Raw genomic sequence first — 17,859 nt, forward strand, 5'->3', positions numbered from 1 at the left:
GGCAAAATTTTATGAATGAATCAAATGATTGTGTCAGTTTTTCGCACATGATGAGAGTGTTGATTTCTTAAATTAGGGTGAATCATTGCAATGAGTCTCCAGAATGTATGGAGATATCACATGCAATGGTTCACCTTATTTTGTGTATTTAACAATCTAAAAATGAAAGCGCTTGAAAGTTTTAGAAATATACATGATGCTTTCATCACTATGTAAGAAGATGTTCCACCATTACATTGGTATGTTATTTACGAATTTAGTCAGTGTGGGAAAATGGTTTATCTGTACCTTACACACAAAAGGGGTAGAAGCACTGTTGAAGCCTGATACCATAGGGTTTTCGGGCATTTTGGCGGTCTGCGAAAATAAGCATATGATGCAAACCGAAACTCTTTTATTGATCTACCCGAATTTAGTCAGTTGTCTGGGATCACAATAGTATGGAATACTCAGGGCAAGCTTTAAAACATTCACGTAAAGCCAAAGGGGATGAACAGAATGACAAGAAAAGGGAGTCTAAAGAAGTTGATGGGTTTGGCACTTACAGCAGTAATGGGTGTCTCACTACTTGCGGGGTGCGGATCTTCAGACAACAAATCAGCAGAAGGCGGAGCAGCTGGTGATGGAAAACGCGTCACATTAAAGGTGGAGCTTTTCGACCGTGGTAAAACACCTTCTCAGTACACGATCTCAAACAACTTTATCTCTCAAATGATTCAAAAGAATTTTGGTGATCCGAACAACATTGACGTACAATTCGTACCTGTTCAACGTTCTGAGGAAGTAACCAAGCTGAATGTCCTGATGGCTAGTGCTTCGGACGTTCCGGATATTGTCTTCGTTTATGACTCCAGCGTGTTTTACCGCTATGCACAACAAGGCGGTTTGACAGATGTAGGTGATCTGATTAATCAGTATGGACCGAATCTGAAAAAGTTTTTGGGCGACGATACATTAAAGTTTGGTCAAGTGGAAGGACAACAGTTCGCGATTCCGGGTAAACGTGCAATTACTGCTCGGTACAGCTCCTTTGTTCGTCAAGACTGGTTAGATACGCTGGGAATGCCAGCACCTAAAACAACAGATGAATTGTATAACACCTTGAAAGCATTCAAGGAAAAAGATCCTGGCAAGGTGGGAAGTCAAAACATCCCTATGGGTTTTGCACTTGCACCAGCTTCCTATGAGCCACTGATCTACTCTTTCATCAAGCCAATCGCTGGGGATAAAACATATTCTCAACGTTATGAATTACCTCTGCATGAAGGATTTAAAGAATCTATGCAGTTCCTGAACAAGTTGTACAACGAAGGCCTGATCAGTAAAGATTTCAGTTTGGATAAGGATAAAACTCAGTTAAATAAAGACGTTGCCAATGGAAATACTGGTTTCTTCTCTGAAGATGTGGACTCCATTTTCTGGCCAGATGGATCTTATGATCTGTTGAAAACAAACAAACCGGACAGCAAATTGGCTCCGCTGGATGCATACACCAATGCAAATGCTGATGGAAAACATATCAAGTCCCGTTATGGATCAAATGGTATGTACATCATGATTCCTAAGAGCAGCGAACGTGCAGCAGAAGCGATTAAATATCTGGATTGGATGGCTTCCGATAAAAACCTTACTGCCATTTATGATGGTGTGGAAGGCGAGAACTATGATCTGGTAGACGGTGTTCCAGTTGCTAAAGCAGACGCTACTCAAGAAGCAAAAGATCGTTTGTTCAACGCAGGTGATACAGCTATCATCTCGAACGGTAAAAACCTGGGTGATCAAGCCATGAATGAAAAAGCATGGATTATGGGATTCCCTCCAGCCAATCAGGAAATCTTGAAAAAAGCACTTGAAGTTGCAAACACAGATACTGTTGGACCAATTGTCTTCAGTAAGCCAATTCAGGCTGAGATGAAGTACAGTACAGCACTGTCAGACAAATTGGACGTTATTATCGTAAAAACAGCTATGGCAAAACCAGCTGATTTCGACTCAGTCTATGAAAAAGAAATGGCTGACTACATGTCCCTGGGTGGAGCAGATCTTAAAAAAGAGTTGGAAGCTGCTGAACAATAAGATTGACATGAATTTCATGTAAATTGAAGGGTTTCGATGAGGCCTGTGCCGTCGCTTTAGGCGGCGGCATAGCGTTTCTTCGTTTGTGAGGAGGAGAGAGAGACATGACCACATACTTGAAGAGATACTGGCAGCTGTATGCGTTAATTTCATTGCCCCTGATTTACTTTATCATTTTCCGTTATGGACCGATGTATGGTGTGCAGATTGCGTTTAAAGACTTTAACTTGTTCCAAGGGATTAACGGTAGTGAGTGGATCGGCCTCGATGCTTTTCGTGAGGTATTCGCAATGCCGGATTTCTACACTACATTACGCAACACATTTATGCTGAATTTTCTTGATCTGATCGTTTCATTCCCTGCTCCAATTATTCTGGCGATTATGCTCTATGAGGTGCGATTCAAATGGTTTAAGAAAGTTTCACAGACCATTCTGTACATTCCTCACTTTATCTCTTGGGTTATCATCGGGGGGATTGTATACCAGTTGTTTGGTAATCAATCCGGTATGGTAAACGGAATATTAGAGAGTCTAGGCCTGAATTCCATCCCATTTTTGACAGAAAAAAATCCATGGCTTGTTACCTACCTGTTCACAGGTGTGTGGCAAAGCGCTGGGTGGGGAACCATTCTATATCTGGCTGCATTAACCGGTGTGAACAAGGAATTGTTCGAAGCAGCTGAGATCGATGGCGCAACGCGGCTGAAGAGAATTTGGCATATTACACTGCCAAGCATTAAACCAACGATTGTAACCCTGCTTATCCTTAATCTTGGAAATATGGTCAGCATCGGTTTTGACCGGCCTTTCGTTATTGGTAATACGGCTGTTCGTGAATATTCCGATGTACTTAGTACCTTCGTATATAGAATGGGTATACAATCCGGGCAGTATACACTTGCAACGGTTGTAGGCTTATTCCAGGCGGTTGTTGGACTGATCTTTGTCCTCGGTTCCAACTATATCTCGAAGAAAACGACGGGAGAAGGTATTCTTTAAACTCACAAAAGCAATAAGATGTATGCCCTTCGGCTTGTTGTATATATAGACCATTAGTAAAGGAGTTGTGCACAGATGAGTGACCGCACCTCGAATCGTATTTTCGATATTGTTAATGTCACCTTTATTAGTTTGTTTGTCATATTCTGTCTTGCTCCGTTTTTGCATACCATTGCCATATCCATGAGTTCGAACCGGGCCATTACATCAGGTGAAGTAACGATCTTCCCGAAAGAGTTCACCTGGGATGCATATGGTCAAGTATTTTCAGATAGTTCCATGATCTATTCCCTAGGATTTACTACGCTCCTAACGGTTGCAACGACGTTACTCTGTATGTTGTTCACCATTGCTGCAGCATATCCATTGACAAAGAAAAAGTTGAAAGGCCGCAAGCTGTTTATGTACATCATTATCATTACGATGTTCTTCAGCGGCGGGATTATTCCTGAGTATTTGTTGATTCGTGATCTTCATTTGCTGAACTCGGTATGGGCATTGATTTTACCTGGATTGGTGAGTCCATTTAACCTGATTATCCTGATTTCTTTCTTCCGCGGAATACCGGACAGCCTAGAAGAGTCTGCCGAGATCGATGGAAGCTCTCATGTGCACACACTCTTTAAAATTATTTTGCCACTGTCTCTGCCTGTGCTTGCTACACTGTCTCTGTTTTATGCAGTTGGACGCTGGAATGGATTCCAGGATTCCCTGATGTACATTAACGATCCGAAACTATATCCATTGCAACTGAAGCTTTATCAGATGGTACAAAACAACATGGTAAGTGAGCTTACATTGCTGGAGGGTGCAAACCGTACAAGATTAACACCAGAAAGTCTCAAAGCTGCTACGGTTGTTTTTGCAACAGTACCGATCCTGCTCGTATATCCTTGGTTGCAAAAGTATTTTGTTAGTGGCGCAATGCAAGGAGCGGTTAAAGGTTAATTGGTAGTCCCCATTCACGCAAACATCACAACCGGGGAAGGAGAAGGAATGTATTATGCAGGGAATTGACAAGGGAGAATACTCATTCTCGACATGCTGGAATATCAGGAGACATCCTGTAGGAGAAGACATGATCCGGGAAATTGCAGGACTCGGCTTTCGCCGGGTGGAGCTTAACTATAACGTAACGAAGGAAATGCTGACTACAATCGAGCCGATGATTGAGCGCGGAGAGATTGGGGTGTCCAGTGTACACAACACATTCCCCCATGATCCCGATCCTGATTACGGAACCGATTCTGTGCTGCTCGGCTTTGAAGATGAAGTCAAGCGTAAGCGGGCCATTGATCTGCTGGTTGGATCGGCTGAATATGCGCATCGTTATGGAGGGGAAGCGGTTGTTGTACACCCAGGCGAGGTACCTTTCCCACATGATGTCAGCAAGGATCTGGAAAAGTTGTATCGCGAAGAAGGAACGGACTCTCCGCATTATCAGAGCAAATGGGCAGAGTTCATGGAGCGGCGCGAGGCCCTGAGCGCAGGGTATATTGAAAAAATTATCGTCAGTCTGGATGAAGTTTGCAACCGTGCGGTATCCAAGGGGCTAAACGTCCGTTTTGGGATCGAGACCCGCTCAAGACCGCAACAAATCCCTACACTTGCCGAAGCGAAAACGATCATTCAGGCTCTGAAGGGCGCTCCGGTCGGAATTTGGTACGATACGGGTCATGCCATTATGATGGATCGACTGGGACTGTACGATAGTGTAGGTGAGATGCAGGGGCTCATGGATGATATCGTTGGTGTTCATATCCATGAAACGCTGGGATTATCGGATCACTGGTGTCCATACGTGCACAGTAAGGATATGCACTTCTATGATGCATATCTGCCTATGATCCGTAAAGCACAGGTGAAGGTATACGAACTGAAGTCAGCCTGTGAACCGGAAGCGATTCACGAAAGTCATGATCTGCTAATGCAGAAACTTGCGAGTTTAGAAGTATAGTTTAGACAAAGTGATAAGATCGGTTGGCTTGGGCTGTTAGAGCGCACAGCCTGCTGATCTTATCTTTTGAATAGGGATATTTTTATATGAGTTGATGTTATTGAATGGATGGGATGGAGGGGTAATGTAGATGTATATACAAATGGTAGAAAGCAATGACAGAGCTACTGAACGAGGCATTGAGCGGCAGGTGCTTGATTCGGAAAGCCGTTACTATGGTGGAACAATTGATCCCTTTTCGGGTGTGGCTTGGGTTAACCATACGACGGGAACACCTACAGATATGTGTTTCTGGGGGGCAGCCCTTTCTAATCCAGACTCAACGTATTATCGTGACGAGACTCTGTTAGAGAGACTTCGGCTAGCGAGTGAGTTTGTGTTGCGTCATCAGCACAGTGATGGATCGATATCACCTGGCTGGACAAACTATCACTCCCCGCCAGACACTGCTTTTGTTGTCGTAGGATATTCGCAGTTATATCAACTTTTGAACCAACAGGATTGGGCGCCACTGAAGCCTGTACTGGATAATATGCGATTGTTTCTGGAACGGACGATTCCAGTCATGTTAACGGGAGGCTGTCATACACCAAATCATCGCTGGGTGTTGTGTGCCGCACTGGGTTTTCTGCATGAGATCTTTGGTATAGAGGAAGCGGTGCAACGTGCGGAGCAATGGCTAGCGGAAGGGATTGATATTACTCCTGACGGGGAGTGGACGGAGCGCAGCAACGGAATTTACAATGCGGTGAGTGATATTATGCTGATTCATGCTGCACGTTTGTTGAATCGCCCTGAACTGCTGGAGCCGGTACGTTTGAACCTCCGGATGATGGTATATCTAGTGCACCCTACCGGTGAAATTGTGACTGATTATTCAGGTCGACAGGATCTGGGCAGTAAACATGGCTTGTCCTCATATTATTTGCCCTATGCGATTATGGCCAAACTGGATCAAGATCCGATCTTTGCAGGTATGGCTGCTTGGGCAGACAGCGATTTGACAGATCCAGGCGTGTGTTCGGTGAATGCACTCGTGCGATTGTTGCTGGAGCCTGAGCTTCAACAAACTATCGGAACAACGGATGCGCTCCCGAGCCAATATGAAGTTATGCTCAATGAGCATTTTGGACGGGAACGTTATGTGAGCCAAATGGAGAACGTAGGCCATTATGGACGAATCTCGCACAGTCGCATGCATACGGATTTTGGTGCTCCTGTTGCCCGAATCCGTGATGGAGAGACCAGTGTAACTGTCATGACTGAGGTAGCTCCGTTTTTTGCGCTTCGCCACGGTGAGGTACGTCTGCTCGCGGTTCAGTTAGCATCTTACTTCAACCCCGGGTATGTACCGATGCAAAATATGACTCGTCTCCCTCAGGGATATCGATTGACCGGGGAACAGAAGAAAGGCTATTACGGGCCTGTTCCTTCGGCTGATCTACCAGCCACAGCTTCTTCATCCATCAGTCCGTGGTATTTGCTTCCTCATCAGACTCGTACACTTACACATGAGCAGACATTCCGTGTTGGTGCAGAGGTACTTCAGACAGATCGTGGCTGGACGCTGCATCTGACTGGTGAGGAACCACAGGACATCATGATGCAATTATCCTTTGTATTTGGAAGTGAAGGAGAACTTAGCTGTGAGGATGGCATAGAAACCAGTGATGGTAGTATTCTGTGGAAAGGCGGCAAGCTTCGTTATAGTTGCGGAGAAGATTGGCTTGAGATTGATGGAGGCGAGATGGGACATCTGGCGGCAACGGTGCGTGAAGCCAAAATGCCTGAGAATTGCAAAATTGTACTGGTTAATTTCATGACTCCCTTTGATAAGACGCTGAATATAACCCTTTCTCCGTCACTAGTATGATGAGAAATCTCAGTAAACTTCTTAGCTAAGTATTTATAGAATTAAGTAAACAGCGTGTACCGATATTCATCCGGTGCATGCTGTTTATGTTTTTTGAATCTTTTTCTGGTAATAAATGGGATTAAATGTTATGAATTTAGTTGTTCTAACGCAGTTTCAATTGCTTCCTTCATTAATGGGTGGTCGTTGCTGTTACTCCAGTAAATGATGAGAATATTTTCTTTTTCGTATGGGAAAGGGAACGTTGAAGAATTAATATTTCCTGTAACGCCACTGAATTCTTTAGCCCCTTTTAAACGATCCTTTTCTGAATTGAATATATAGAAATGGATAAATTCGTCGGTATTATTGTTTTCTTCTGAGCCTGGCAACTTAACGGAGTACACTTCCGGTATAACATCATTTAATTTCATAGGATATCCGGTAATGCCATAAGGCTCTAATTCTAAATTTTGCGATTTAAGTGCATTGAGCACATCATCCAAATTTAACTTGTTTTCATTGTCTCTGGAACATCCGACTAAGGCAACGAAGCACATGATAATCATGATTAAGCGCAAATTTGTCTTTGTAATATTCATATGAAATCCCTCTCCTTGGATAATATCTGCTTATTTTCGTCATAGACACAATTTATGTTAATTTTCAATGTGTAAAACTGAGTTAAAGTGATGCATTAGGTGATTTGTATGGGAAATTATATAAAATTAGCATTACAGTGAAAAGATAAACTTATTTTACCACAAACAATTCATACCATTTAAATTCCCTTAAATGGAGAGTGTTATAGAGGGTGTGGAATTTATCTATCTATGAAGCTCTGGACCGATGGTATTTCACTCATAATCGGGATAAAATGCCATCTGAATTATTTGTATTTTTTTCATAAACGACATGAAACTACATATAGCGAAGAGCGCCTAAAGATGTGGTATACTGAAGAGTATGAATGAAAACAAAGAGGAGGTGCCTTGCGAGATGAAGGGCAAGCTAGTGCGGACCGAGGGTCACCTTGCCAATATTATACCGATTCACTTGGATGCTTCTTTCTTTTTTGAAAGAGCTGTCCGCTCGCTGGACCGTAATCATGTCGACAAGGCATTGAAATATTTTCGCAAAGCTGTTGAGTACGAGCCGGAAAATCCGGTGAATCATTGTAATATGGCGGGTATATTATCAGAAAAGGGAGACTATAAAGCTTCCAATGCCATTCTGGCTCATGTGCTGGATGTGGTTGACCCGTCGATGACGGAATGTTATTTCTATATGGCAAACAATTATGCCAACATGGATCAATTTGAGGAAGCCGAGCGGGCGTTGGTCACCTATTTAGAGGAAGACACGCAGGGGCAGTTCATGACGGAAGCAGAAGAGATGATGGAGCTTTTGTATTATGAGCTGGATCGCCCAGCCAAATTAAATCGAATCAAGTCACGCCAGGGGGTTGTGGAGCACGATCAGGCACGTGAGTTGCTGGAAGAAGGGAAGTTTGCCCAAGCGGCAGAACTGCTTGAAGGCATGTCGCCCGATTATCCGGATTATCTTGCTGCCCGTAACAATCTTGCTCTCGCCTATTATTATATGGGACTGTTCTCCAAAGCGAAAGAGACTATTGCTGAAGTGCTGGAACAAGAACCGGGCAATCTGCACGCACTATGCAATCTGGCGATCTTTTATCAAAATGAGAATCGGACAGACCAAGTGCTGTTGTTGATTAAAAAACTGCGCGCGATCGTGCCATTCCAGCACGAACAGGTATACAAGCTCGCTACAACAATGGGGATTCTGGGCCAGCATGACGCGGCCTATATTCATTTCCGCCGTTTGCTTAAGGGTGAAGAGACCGCCACTGATCCGGCACTGGCGCATTACGCAGCAGTAGCAGCTTTCAACACAGAACGGTATGACATAGCAAAGCGGCTGTGGCATCACGTGAACAAGCTTGACCCAGGTTCTGAGGTGGCTCGTTATTATTTGGACGGCCTTGAAGCGGTGATTCAAGGTGTGCAGGAGCCGAGTAAGTTAAGCTATCACTACCATCTTCCTTTTGACGAGCAGTTCAAGCAATGGGAGGATTACGGTAATGGCATTCCGGAAGAGATGAAAAATGATCCACTGATTCGCTCATCGTTCTTCTGGGCTTTACGTCATGGAGATCAGGCAACCAAGCTGCAGGTTATTCATGCGCTTGGCATGATTGGGGATTATGAGGTGCAACAGGCCTTGCAATTGTTCATTGATGAACCTGGTGAAGAGCCTACCCTGGTCAAGGCGGCGCAAGCCGTTTTACATGATCTGCAAAGGGTTGAACATCCTGAATTGAACGCTGAAGTTTCTCAACCACTTACCCCGGAGGCAGAGGCGTTAAAGACCGTACCTAAGGTGAGTAAGAAGGAAATTACAGGGATTCGACTCGGAAAAGAGACATCCCCCCATTGGCAGGCTGTTGTTGATCGTGCGCTTCAGATGTCAGAGGCGAGAGCCGAATTACAGCAAGAGATGGAGCGGATCTGGACAGATTATGTTTCCAGGGTTCGACCGGATCTATCTGGTTCTAAACAGATCGAAGGATGGGCTGCAGGACTGGAGTATCTGGCTTCCAAAAACCGTAGCCGGCCCGTTACGTATCAGAGTATCGCTGAACGTTACGGTATATCCGCATCTACTGTCAGCAAATATGCGAGGCAGCTCAATCAGATCTGTAGTGTAACTCCGCCTAACGGATAGAATTCAGAGATATAGGCTCTGTAAAACGTTGCAATTCAAGCTTGAAGCATGGTTGTCCTTGAGAGAAGGATACATTAACCGGGAAAACGGGTAAACTTAACGAATAGGTCTAAAAATGCCTGTAGATATCATCTTGGCAAGTTATTCGCGACCATTACACATCTTAACCTGATGAAGGAGGCTGTATCTATATGTCTAAATACAGAACGATTGTGATCGGAACCGGACCTGCGGGTCTGACAGCAGCGATATATCTGGCTCGTGCGAATCTGAATCCGCTGGTGATTGAAGGTCTTCAGCCAGGTGGGCAATTGACAACGACTACAGACGTCGAGAACTTCCCGGGTTTCCCACAAGGGATTATGGGGCCTGAGTTGATGGACAACATGCGTAAGCAAGCAGAACGTTTTGGGGCTGAATTCAAGAATGGCTGGGTGGAAGAGGTTGACTTCAGTAAGCAACCTTTTAAAGTAAGTGTGGGAGGCATTGGTGAATTGGAGGCAGACTCCATCATTATCTCCACAGGTGCTTCGGCTCGTTATCTCGGTATTCCGGGTGAGCAGGAAAACGTAGGGCGGGGAGTAAGTACTTGTGCAACATGTGACGGATTTTTCTTCCGCGGCAAAAAGATCGTTGTGGTGGGCGGTGGCGACTCCGCTATGGAAGAAGCGAGCTTTTTGACTCGTTTTGCTACAGATGTTACGTTGGTTCACCGCCGGGATGAACTGCGCGCATCCAAGATTATGCAGGATCGGGCCCGCAGCAACGAGAAGGTGAAATGGGCTTTGAACCGTACACCGCTTGAGGTTGTACCTGAAGCAATGGGTGTCAAAGGGTTGAAGGTGCGCAACAATGAAACTGGTCAGGAAGAGTTGCTCGAAGCAGATGGTGTATTCGTTGCCATCGGGCACACGCCGAATACTGGATTTCTTGGTAACGCTATTGCACTGGATGAGCATGGGTATGTTGTGGTGAAGCCAGGAACAACAGAAACCAACATTCCAGGTGTATTTGCTTGTGGTGACGTTCAGGATACGAAATATCGTCAAGCCATTACAGCTGCAGGATCAGGTTGTATGGCAGCGATGGATTGTGAAAAGTTCCTGGAGGGAAGTATCGTGCACGATTGGAGCGAAACGCTGGATAAGTAATACGCATGACAGCCCTATGGTTTGGAATAAACTAGCATAAGAGACAACGGGAAGTCTCATGAACTGAGAGAAGCCGGAGGGCTTCTCTTTTTTTGAAACGATGATGGGCATGATTTCGTATACATAAGGGGTATATTAGCTGTGAGGTGAAGAAGTTGGGGGAAATGATAAAAGATTGGCTTCAGAATGCAACGGTTAGACGTTTTTTGATCCTGCTGTTGTTCTGTTTAATTTTGTTCAGTATGGGGAGTATGCTTCATATGATTCTGCTGTTGTTCCTGGTGACTTATGTCATGAACAGGCTACAGCATCTCATTACAAAAGGTTTGAATCGCTTTTTTCCAATCGACTATAAAGTCGTGGTCATTCTGCTGTATATGATTGTGATAGCCGGAATTGTACTTGGTATATCCAGATATTCACCACGGATTGTGGATCAGGTTGTGCAGTTAACCAACGAGATTATGAAATTTCTCGACACGGCTGATGGTGATAATTTTGCCTCCAAGATCGCTGGTTATCTGCAGTCCTTCGACATTAAAAATTATACCAACGAAGCGCTGAAATACATTTTTGCCTTTAGTAAATGGCTGGAATTCATCCTGCTGGTTATTATTTTGAGTTTGTTCTTCCTGTTGCAGAAAAAAGAAATCTATAAATTCACATCCAAGTTCAAAACAAGTAAAATCGGTTGGTTCTATAATGAAGTGGCATACCTGGGAGACAAATTTGTATCTTCTTTTGGTAAAGTCATTGAAGCGCAGCTGCTAATTGCCGTATTTAATACGGTGCTGACGATGCTCGGATTGTGGATCTTAGGTTACCCTTACCTATTCGCGTTAACAATTATGGTCTTCCTGCTCAGTCTGGTGCCTGTTGCAGGGGTTATGATCTCCCTTGTGCCGCTCTGTCTGATCGGGTATCAAATGGGCGGATTGCAGATGGCCATCATCGTGATCGTTATGATCATCATTATTCATGCGCTGGAAACATACTTCCTGAATCCGAAGCTCATGGCGCACAAGACCAAGTTACCGATGTTCTACACCTTTATCGTGCTGATTCTGTCGCAGCATTTCCTCGGCATCTGGGGCTTGATTATTGGTATTCCGATCTTTGTCTTCATGTTGGATATTCTGGATGTAAACAAGATGGAGAAGACCGACGAACCAGTGCGAGTAGAGACGAAGTTGTAATTGATTCTTGAGAGTTCCTAAATTGTGCGAAAAAAAATAAACGCCTCCAGTGCTTCGCTGGATGGCGTTTTTTGTTATACCCACACCTGAGGTGAGGGGTATCATGGGGGATTTAGTTAACAATGTCATGGTGACCAGATGACCATTGTCAATTTTTATGAATGGAACGAGGGATAATGAAATATCATGAGTTGAGGCTACCCTTTCTATCAGGGGAGGAGGGAGCATGGCGTTTTAATAGATTGAAATGAGGTTGTATACGCATTCAAAAATGGTGTGTGATGTCGTTCACAACCCTGCCAAAGCATGTTGCGCGTGAGGTCTTCTCGTCTTGACCCCGGCGTATCCTTCAATTATAGTTGGTACGTAGGACTTAAACTATTTTAGATAGATAAAGGTGGCTTGCAGCATGTCTGAGAAAATCTACGTTGGGGTCGATCTCGGCGGAACAGCAATCAAGGTCGGTATATGTGATGATCAAGGTCAGCTTATGCATACGTATGAAGGACCGACTGAAGTGGACCAGGGCGTTGACACGGTTATCGCCAACATCGAGAAGTATGTCCGTCATATCGTAGCCGAATCGCCATACAGCTGGGAACAGCTTGAGGGTGTCGGAGCAGGAGTTGCCGGTTTCACGAATGTACGCGAGGGGATTATTGTTCATGCTCCTAACATCGGATTTCGGAATGTAGCCATTCGTTCGGTTCTGGAAGAGCGTCTGGGCAAGCCTGTCAAAATAGATAATGATGCGAACGTTGCTGCTCTGGGTGAAGCTTGGGCTGGGGCCGGCAAGGGTGTAGACAATTGTGTATGCTTCACACTCGGTACAGGCGTTGGCGGCGGTCTCATCCTGAACGGTAAAATCTATCAAGGGTTTTCCGGCATGGCAGGGGAACTGGGCCACATCAGTGTTGTGCCTGATCTGGAAGCAATCAAGTGTGGCTGTGGTAAAATGGGATGTGTAGAGACGGTATCATCCGCAACAGGTATCATTCGCATGGCGAAGGATGCTGTAGAGCGTGGTGATCATACGTCCCTTGCTTTGGTAGACAAAATCGCTGCCAAGGAAGTGTTTGATGCGGCCAAAGCAGGCGATGAAGTGGCACTGCGGATTGTAAACCGTGCGGCTTATTATTTGGGCAAATCCATGGCAACCGTAGCCGCTGTACTGAACCCGGAATTATTCATTGTTGGCGGTGGAGTATCCAAGGCAGGCGACTTCTTGTTTGATGAGATTCGGACTGTGTTTGCTCAATTGACTCCAGAGCCGTTGCAACAAGGTGTTCAGATTTTGGAAGCTACACTGGGTAATGATGCAGGAATCGTAGGCGCGGCAGGTCTCCTCTTACGTTCGTAGTACCTTTGTAACACGATATATCCGACAGCAATATGATAAGGAGGGGACATTTATGCTTGACGGTGAAGGCTCACCAGGCACAGGCGCCACGCTCATTATCATTACGGGCATGTCCGGAGCGGGTAAAACGATAGCTGTGCAGAGCCTGGAAGATCTAGGGTTTTTCTGCGTAGATAATTTACCGCCTGTTCTAATTCCTAAATTCGCGGAATTGATCGAACAGTCGAATGGCAAGATTGGCAAGGTAGCGCTGGTCATCGATCTTAGGGGACGTGAATTTTTCACAGCATTGTCCGAGTCTTTAAACTATATCAAGGATCATTTTACGATTCACTGCGAAATTCTATTTTTGGATGCAACCGATTCGGTTCTGGTTCAACGTTACAAAGAGAGTAGACGTAGACATCCGTTAGCGCCAGAAGGTATGCCGCTGGATGGCATTAAGCTGGAGCGCAAGATGCTGGAGGAACTTAAAAATTCAGCAACTCAGGTGCTGAATACCAGCACCATGAAGCCTGCTCAATTGAAGGAGCGCATCATCTCACGTTTCTCTCACTTGGAGAGCCAGATGTTGTCCGTGAATATAACGTCCTTCGGATTTAAATACGGTATTCCGATTGATGCGGATCTCGTATTTGATGTTCGTTTTTTACCGAATCCGCATTATATTGATCATTTGCGGCCGAATACAGGACAAAATAGTGAAGTGTACGAATATGTTATGAAATGGCCGGAAACGCAAGCGTTTCTGACCAAGCTGCTGGATATGCTGCATTTTCTGATTCCGCAATACCGGAAGGAAGGCAAAAGCCAGGTTATTATTGGAATCGGCTGTACCGGAGGCAAGCATCGTTCGGTAGCAATATCGGAATATTTGGGCAAAATGCTCGGAAGCAGTGAGACTGAAGCTGTTACCGTAAGCCACCGCGACGCTGACCGGGACCGTCATTGAAGAGGGTGAAGGGATGAAAGAGGCCGGACCACGGAGAGAACGTCCGAGAATCGTTGTTATGGGCGGCGGAACCGGATTATCTGTGATGTTACGCGGTTTAAAAGAAAAGCCGATGGATATCACGGCCATCGTTACGGTTGCCGATGACGGTGGGAGTTCAGGGATCTTGCGCAGTGAGTTGCAAATGCCGCCACCAGGCGACATTCGTAACGTTCTCACCGCGCTGGCAGATGTTGAGCCACTGCTTTCGGACATGTTAAAGTATCGTTTCAATACAGGCGCGGGGCTTGCAGGCCACAGCCTGGGGAATTTGATATTGGCTGCAATGACGGATATATCAGGCGACTTTGTGACCGCTGTGCGGGAGCTTAGCCGCGTGTTTGCCGTTAGAGGTCAGGTGCTTCCGGCAGCAGGTCAAGCTGTTGTGTTACACGCTGAGATGGAGGATGGATCAATTATTACTGGTGAGTCCAAAATCCCTGAGGCAGGCGGGCGTATTAAACGTGTCTTTCTTGAACCGGATCACGTGGAGCCGTTGCCAGAAGCTGTGGAGGCTATACGCCAAGCAGATGCGATTCTTATTGGCCCAGGTAGTCTATATACGAGCATCCTTCCTAATCTGCTTGTGCCCAAACTGGCAGAAGCTGTCGTTCAAACGGATGCGGTGAAGATGTTTATTTGTAACGTAATGACACAGCCGGGAGAGACCGATAATTATACAGTGAGTGATCATCTTAAGGCAGTGCATGATCATATTGGTCACCAGCTCTTTGACTACGTGATCGTGAACAATGGTGACATTCCGCTACAAGTGCAGAATAAGTATGCGGAAAAAGGAGCAAAACCGGTTGTTCTCGATATGAATGTGCTGAAAAGTTCAGGTTATCAGGTTGTCGCAGATACGCTGGTTTTGTTCAAAACCTATCTGCGCCATGATGCTGATAAGCTCAGCCATCATATTTACCAACTGGTCCAAAATTGGATGTTACGGAAGAGGTGAAGTCCCATGTCATTTGCAGCACAGACCAAAAAAGAATTAACGATGATTGAAAGTGAAGCGTGCTGCGAACAGGCGGAACTTTCAGCCCTCATCCGTATGCTTGGTGCAGTGCAGTTATCGAATAAAAAAGTCATCTTGGATATTTCGACAGAGAATGCTGCGATCGCAAGAAGGGCATACTCTCTGCTTAAAAAGCATTTTCAAGTGCATACGGAATTGTTGGTTCGCAAAAAAATGCGGCTGAAGAAGAACAATGTGTATATTGTTCGTGTTCCGTCTATGGTTCAGGAGATTCTAAAGGAGCTGCACATCGTCTCTGAAGGATTCTTGTTTACTCCTGGCATTAATGAAGAGTTACTGGAGAAGAATTGTTGTAAGCGAGCCTATCTTCGTGGTGCGTTTCTGGCAGGTGGTTCCGTAAATAACCCGGAGGGCTCCTCATATCATCTGGAGATTGCGTCCATGTATGAAGAGCATTGTCAGGCACTGGTGGATTTGGCTAATGAATTTCATCTTAATGCCCGGTGTATAGAAAGGAAAAAAGGATTCATCCTATACATTAAGGAAGGCGAGAAAATCATTGAGTTGCTTAGCATCATTGGTGCTCACCAGGCCTTGTTCAAGTTTGAAGATGTTCGAATTATGCGGGACATGCGTAATTCGGTGAATCGAATTGTCAATTGTGAGACAGCTAATCTGAACAAAACGATTGGCGCAGCGGTTAGACAAATCGACAATATCCGTTTACTGCAAAAGGAAGTAGGTTTGGAATCTCTTCCGGATAAGCTACGTGAAGTAGCTGAGGTAAGGCTTGCTCATCCCGATATCAATCTGAAGGAAGTAGGCGAATTGCTAAAAGGTACGGTTAGCAAATCAGGCGTGAACCATCGCCTTCGGAAGATTGATGAGCTTGCTGAGAAAGTGCGCGCGGAACGTTAAAGTTGAAGGTTGAAAAGAATCATTTAGGTTTAAGGTTTGTTATGACCTTACCAGGTCGTGTTGGGTTACTCGTGCGGGTGAAGGAGAGGCTTCGGCTCTGGATTTTGGCCTAAGCCCGAGGGCTATGTTTTTTCTTCTAGTGTCCTGCACGGGTTAATGGTATAATGTTGTATAAATATAATTGTGTATTTAATGTCCAGATTTCATAATAGGGGGTAAGTTTCTATGACAAAGCACCCGGTAGTTGTCCGTTTGAAAACGGGTCTCCATGCCAGACCTGCGGCACTGTTCGTTCAGGAAGCGAATAAGTACTCATCTGAAGTGTTCGTCGAGAAGGACGATAAAAAAGTAAATGCTAAAAGTATCATGGGAATCATGAGCCTTGCGATCAGTACAGGTACAGAAATCCATATTAGTGCTGAAGGCGCGGATGCGGATCAGGCTGTAAACGCTTTAGTTAGCCTGGTGAGCAAGGAAGAGCTTGAGAACCAATAAGCTTCATGAACTCAATTCAATCCATGAAGAAGTCCCGCAAGGGGCTTTTTTGCGTTTTATATAAAATTTAATTAAACGGGTCCGTCAAGTGCAACATTATGGAATTTGTCCCGTCTGTTAAGGTATCAAATCGCTTCAAGTTTGAGAAGTTAACATATGAGGAGGTTATTCGTAATGGGTAAACAATGGATGAAACCGTTTGGTGCAGTGCTGGTGGCAAGTTCGTTGCTGGTCGGAGGAACGGCTTATGTAGCTCCAGGAAACTACGCTTATGCTGCCGAAGTTCAGGGCGTACAGCAAAATGTAATCAATGTCGTAGGTAAAGGTGAGATTCAAGTGAAGCCGGATATTGCCTATCTGTCCATCGGTGTGAACAGTACTGCCGATACTGCGGCGTCAGCACAGAAGGCAAATGCTGCTAAGATCCAAAAGGTTACTAATTTGCTGAAAAACACATGGAAGATCAGTGCAGATGATATTCAAACCAGTCAATTCTATGTGCAACCAAACTACACGTATAGCGAAAAAGATGGACAGAAAATTAAAGGTTACACAGCACATCACACGTTGACAGTGACATATCGTGATATGGACAAGATTGGTGAATTGCTGGATGCCGCATCCCAGGCGGGTGCCAACAACATCGAAAATGTACGCTTTACAGTAGAGAATCCGGAGAAATACGAATCCGAAGTGATTGCTAAGGCGGTAGCTAATGCAGATGTGAAAGCAGGAGCGATCGCTAAAGCGGTTAAACGTCAGCTGGGTACTGTTCTTTCGGTAAGTCAGCCAGATGCTAATGTTCCTGTGTTCTATGCATCAGAGCTCATGTCGCAAGCGAAGAGTGAATCAGATGCAGGTACACAGATTGAGGCTGGTCAGGTCAAAGTAAGCACCGTTCTGAATATCACGTATGAGATGAAGTAAGGAATTTTGCACATCACGGGATAAAATATTAAATATTAAGAATTTATAAAAATGACAAAAGCACTGTCCTTCGGGGCCGTGTTTTTTTGTTGCACATGCTGGCTTTGAGGAAGCGAGGGGAGAATTATTATTAAAATACCTACAGGAGAATAGGGTATATTATGTCGTTTTTGTATCATTGTTCGTGACAAAACGTTCATTTTAG

15 protein-coding genes are annotated in these 17,859 nt (G+C 44.9%); 14 read left to right on the forward strand and 1 reads right to left on the reverse strand.

Annotated elements, in window-relative coordinates:
• Nucleotides 1-489: 489 nt before the first annotated feature.
• From H7T88_RS20720 to H7T88_RS20740, 5 genes are all read left to right on the forward strand, one after another.
• Nucleotides 490-2,076 (forward strand): extracellular solute-binding protein, encoded by a 1,587-nt coding sequence (locus H7T88_RS20720; protein ID WP_154891570.1) that lies wholly within the window; start codon nt 490-492, stop codon nt 2,074-2,076.
• 104 nt (nt 2,077-2,180) lie between these two features.
• Entirely contained in the window at nt 2,181-3,077 is an 897-nt protein-coding gene (locus H7T88_RS20725) for an ABC transporter permease (RefSeq protein ID WP_154891569.1), read from the forward strand.
• Between the two features lie 75 nt (nt 3,078-3,152).
• Entirely contained in the window at nt 3,153-4,025 is an 873-nt protein-coding gene (locus H7T88_RS20730; RefSeq protein WP_154891568.1) for a carbohydrate ABC transporter permease, read from the forward strand.
• Between the two features lie 55 nt (nt 4,026-4,080).
• Nucleotides 4,081-5,034, forward strand: a complete 954-nt coding sequence (locus tag H7T88_RS20735) for a sugar phosphate isomerase/epimerase family protein (RefSeq protein WP_154891567.1) — start codon at nt 4,081-4,083, stop codon at nt 5,032-5,034.
• Between the two features lie 130 nt (nt 5,035-5,164).
• Nucleotides 5,165-6,907: a hypothetical protein gene (locus H7T88_RS20740; RefSeq protein ID WP_221790102.1), complete on the forward strand. Its 1,743-nt coding sequence runs from the start codon at nt 5,165-5,167 to the stop codon at nt 6,905-6,907.
• A gap of 128 nt (nt 6,908-7,035) precedes the next feature.
• Here H7T88_RS20740 and H7T88_RS20745 read toward each other — a convergent pair whose 3' ends face one another.
• Nucleotides 7,036-7,488 carry a hypothetical protein gene (locus H7T88_RS20745; RefSeq protein WP_221790103.1) on the reverse strand — a complete coding sequence of 151 codons (453 nt, stop codon included), beginning with the start codon at nt 7,486-7,488 and terminating at the stop codon, nt 7,036-7,038.
• A gap of 397 nt (nt 7,489-7,885) precedes the next feature.
• Between H7T88_RS20745 and H7T88_RS20750 the strand changes: the two genes are divergently transcribed.
• From H7T88_RS20750 to H7T88_RS20790, 9 genes are all read left to right on the forward strand, one after another.
• Nucleotides 7,886-9,634 (forward strand): tetratricopeptide repeat protein, encoded by a 1,749-nt coding sequence (locus tag H7T88_RS20750; RefSeq protein ID WP_154891564.1) that lies wholly within the window; start codon nt 7,886-7,888, stop codon nt 9,632-9,634.
• Between the two features lie 191 nt (nt 9,635-9,825).
• Nucleotides 9,826-10,785, forward strand: coding sequence for a thioredoxin-disulfide reductase (gene trxB, locus H7T88_RS20755; protein WP_154959910.1), 960 nt, complete (start codon nt 9,826-9,828; stop codon nt 10,783-10,785).
• 164 nt (nt 10,786-10,949) lie between these two features.
• Complete coding sequence (locus H7T88_RS20760; protein ID WP_221790104.1) at nt 10,950-11,981, forward strand: AI-2E family transporter; 1,032 nt, start codon at nt 10,950-10,952, stop codon at nt 11,979-11,981.
• A gap of 409 nt (nt 11,982-12,390) precedes the next feature.
• Nucleotides 12,391-13,341, forward strand: coding sequence for an ROK family glucokinase (locus H7T88_RS20765; protein WP_123066169.1), 951 nt, complete (start codon nt 12,391-12,393; stop codon nt 13,339-13,341).
• 52 nt (nt 13,342-13,393) lie between these two features.
• The gene (gene rapZ, locus H7T88_RS20770) at nt 13,394-14,293 is read left to right on the forward strand and encodes an RNase adapter RapZ (RefSeq protein ID WP_090924789.1); all 900 of its coding nucleotides are present in this window, start codon (nt 13,394-13,396) and stop codon (nt 14,291-14,293) included.
• Nucleotides 14,294-14,306: 13 nt separating this feature from the next.
• On the forward strand, nt 14,307-15,293 hold the full coding sequence (gene mgfK / locus H7T88_RS20775) for a gluconeogenesis morphogenetic factor MgfK (RefSeq protein ID WP_221790105.1): 987 nt from the start codon (nt 14,307-14,309) through the stop codon (nt 15,291-15,293).
• A gap of 6 nt (nt 15,294-15,299) precedes the next feature.
• Nucleotides 15,300-16,232 (forward strand): DNA-binding protein WhiA, encoded by a 933-nt coding sequence (gene whiA / locus H7T88_RS20780; RefSeq protein WP_090924791.1) that lies wholly within the window; start codon nt 15,300-15,302, stop codon nt 16,230-16,232.
• A gap of 225 nt (nt 16,233-16,457) precedes the next feature.
• Nucleotides 16,458-16,727, forward strand: coding sequence for an HPr family phosphocarrier protein (locus tag H7T88_RS20785; protein ID WP_090924792.1), 270 nt, complete (start codon nt 16,458-16,460; stop codon nt 16,725-16,727).
• A gap of 174 nt (nt 16,728-16,901) precedes the next feature.
• Nucleotides 16,902-17,654 carry an SIMPL domain-containing protein gene (locus H7T88_RS20790; RefSeq protein WP_154891557.1) on the forward strand — a complete coding sequence of 251 codons (753 nt, stop codon included), beginning with the start codon at nt 16,902-16,904 and terminating at the stop codon, nt 17,652-17,654.
• The last annotated feature ends 205 nt before the right edge of the window (nt 17,655-17,859 follow it).

Origin of the sequence: Paenibacillus cucumis (ex Kampfer et al. 2016) (genome assembly GCF_019748695.1) — a bacterium.
GTDB classification, from domain to species: Bacteria; Bacillota; Bacilli; order Paenibacillales; family Paenibacillaceae; genus Paenibacillus; species Paenibacillus polysaccharolyticus.

Bases quoted from the DNA above. Each gene is read 5' to 3' on its own strand.
- H7T88_RS20720 (WP_154891570.1), top strand. From the start codon at position 490: ATGAACAGAATGACAAGAAAAGGGAGTCTAAAGAAGTTGATGGGTTTG.
- H7T88_RS20725 (WP_154891569.1), top strand. From the start codon at position 2,181: ATGACCACATACTTGAAGAGATACTGGCAGCTGTATGCGTTAATTTCA.
- H7T88_RS20730 (WP_154891568.1), top strand. From the start codon at position 3,153: ATGAGTGACCGCACCTCGAATCGTATTTTCGATATTGTTAATGTCACC.
- H7T88_RS20735 (WP_154891567.1), top strand. From the start codon at position 4,081: ATGCAGGGAATTGACAAGGGAGAATACTCATTCTCGACATGCTGGAAT.
- H7T88_RS20740 (WP_221790102.1), top strand. From the start codon at position 5,165: ATGTATATACAAATGGTAGAAAGCAATGACAGAGCTACTGAACGAGGC.
- H7T88_RS20745 (WP_221790103.1), bottom strand. From the start codon at position 7,488: ATGAATATTACAAAGACAAATTTGCGCTTAATCATGATTATCATGTGC.
- H7T88_RS20750 (WP_154891564.1), top strand. From the start codon at position 7,886: ATGAAGGGCAAGCTAGTGCGGACCGAGGGTCACCTTGCCAATATTATA.
- trxB (WP_154959910.1), top strand. From the start codon at position 9,826: ATGTCTAAATACAGAACGATTGTGATCGGAACCGGACCTGCGGGTCTG.
- H7T88_RS20760 (WP_221790104.1), top strand. From the start codon at position 10,950: ATGATAAAAGATTGGCTTCAGAATGCAACGGTTAGACGTTTTTTGATC.
- H7T88_RS20765 (WP_123066169.1), top strand. From the start codon at position 12,391: ATGTCTGAGAAAATCTACGTTGGGGTCGATCTCGGCGGAACAGCAATC.
- rapZ (WP_090924789.1), top strand. From the start codon at position 13,394: ATGCTTGACGGTGAAGGCTCACCAGGCACAGGCGCCACGCTCATTATC.
- mgfK (WP_221790105.1), top strand. From the start codon at position 14,307: ATGAAAGAGGCCGGACCACGGAGAGAACGTCCGAGAATCGTTGTTATG.
- whiA (WP_090924791.1), top strand. From the start codon at position 15,300: ATGTCATTTGCAGCACAGACCAAAAAAGAATTAACGATGATTGAAAGT.
- H7T88_RS20785 (WP_090924792.1), top strand. From the start codon at position 16,458: ATGACAAAGCACCCGGTAGTTGTCCGTTTGAAAACGGGTCTCCATGCC.
- H7T88_RS20790 (WP_154891557.1), top strand. From the start codon at position 16,902: ATGGGTAAACAATGGATGAAACCGTTTGGTGCAGTGCTGGTGGCAAGT.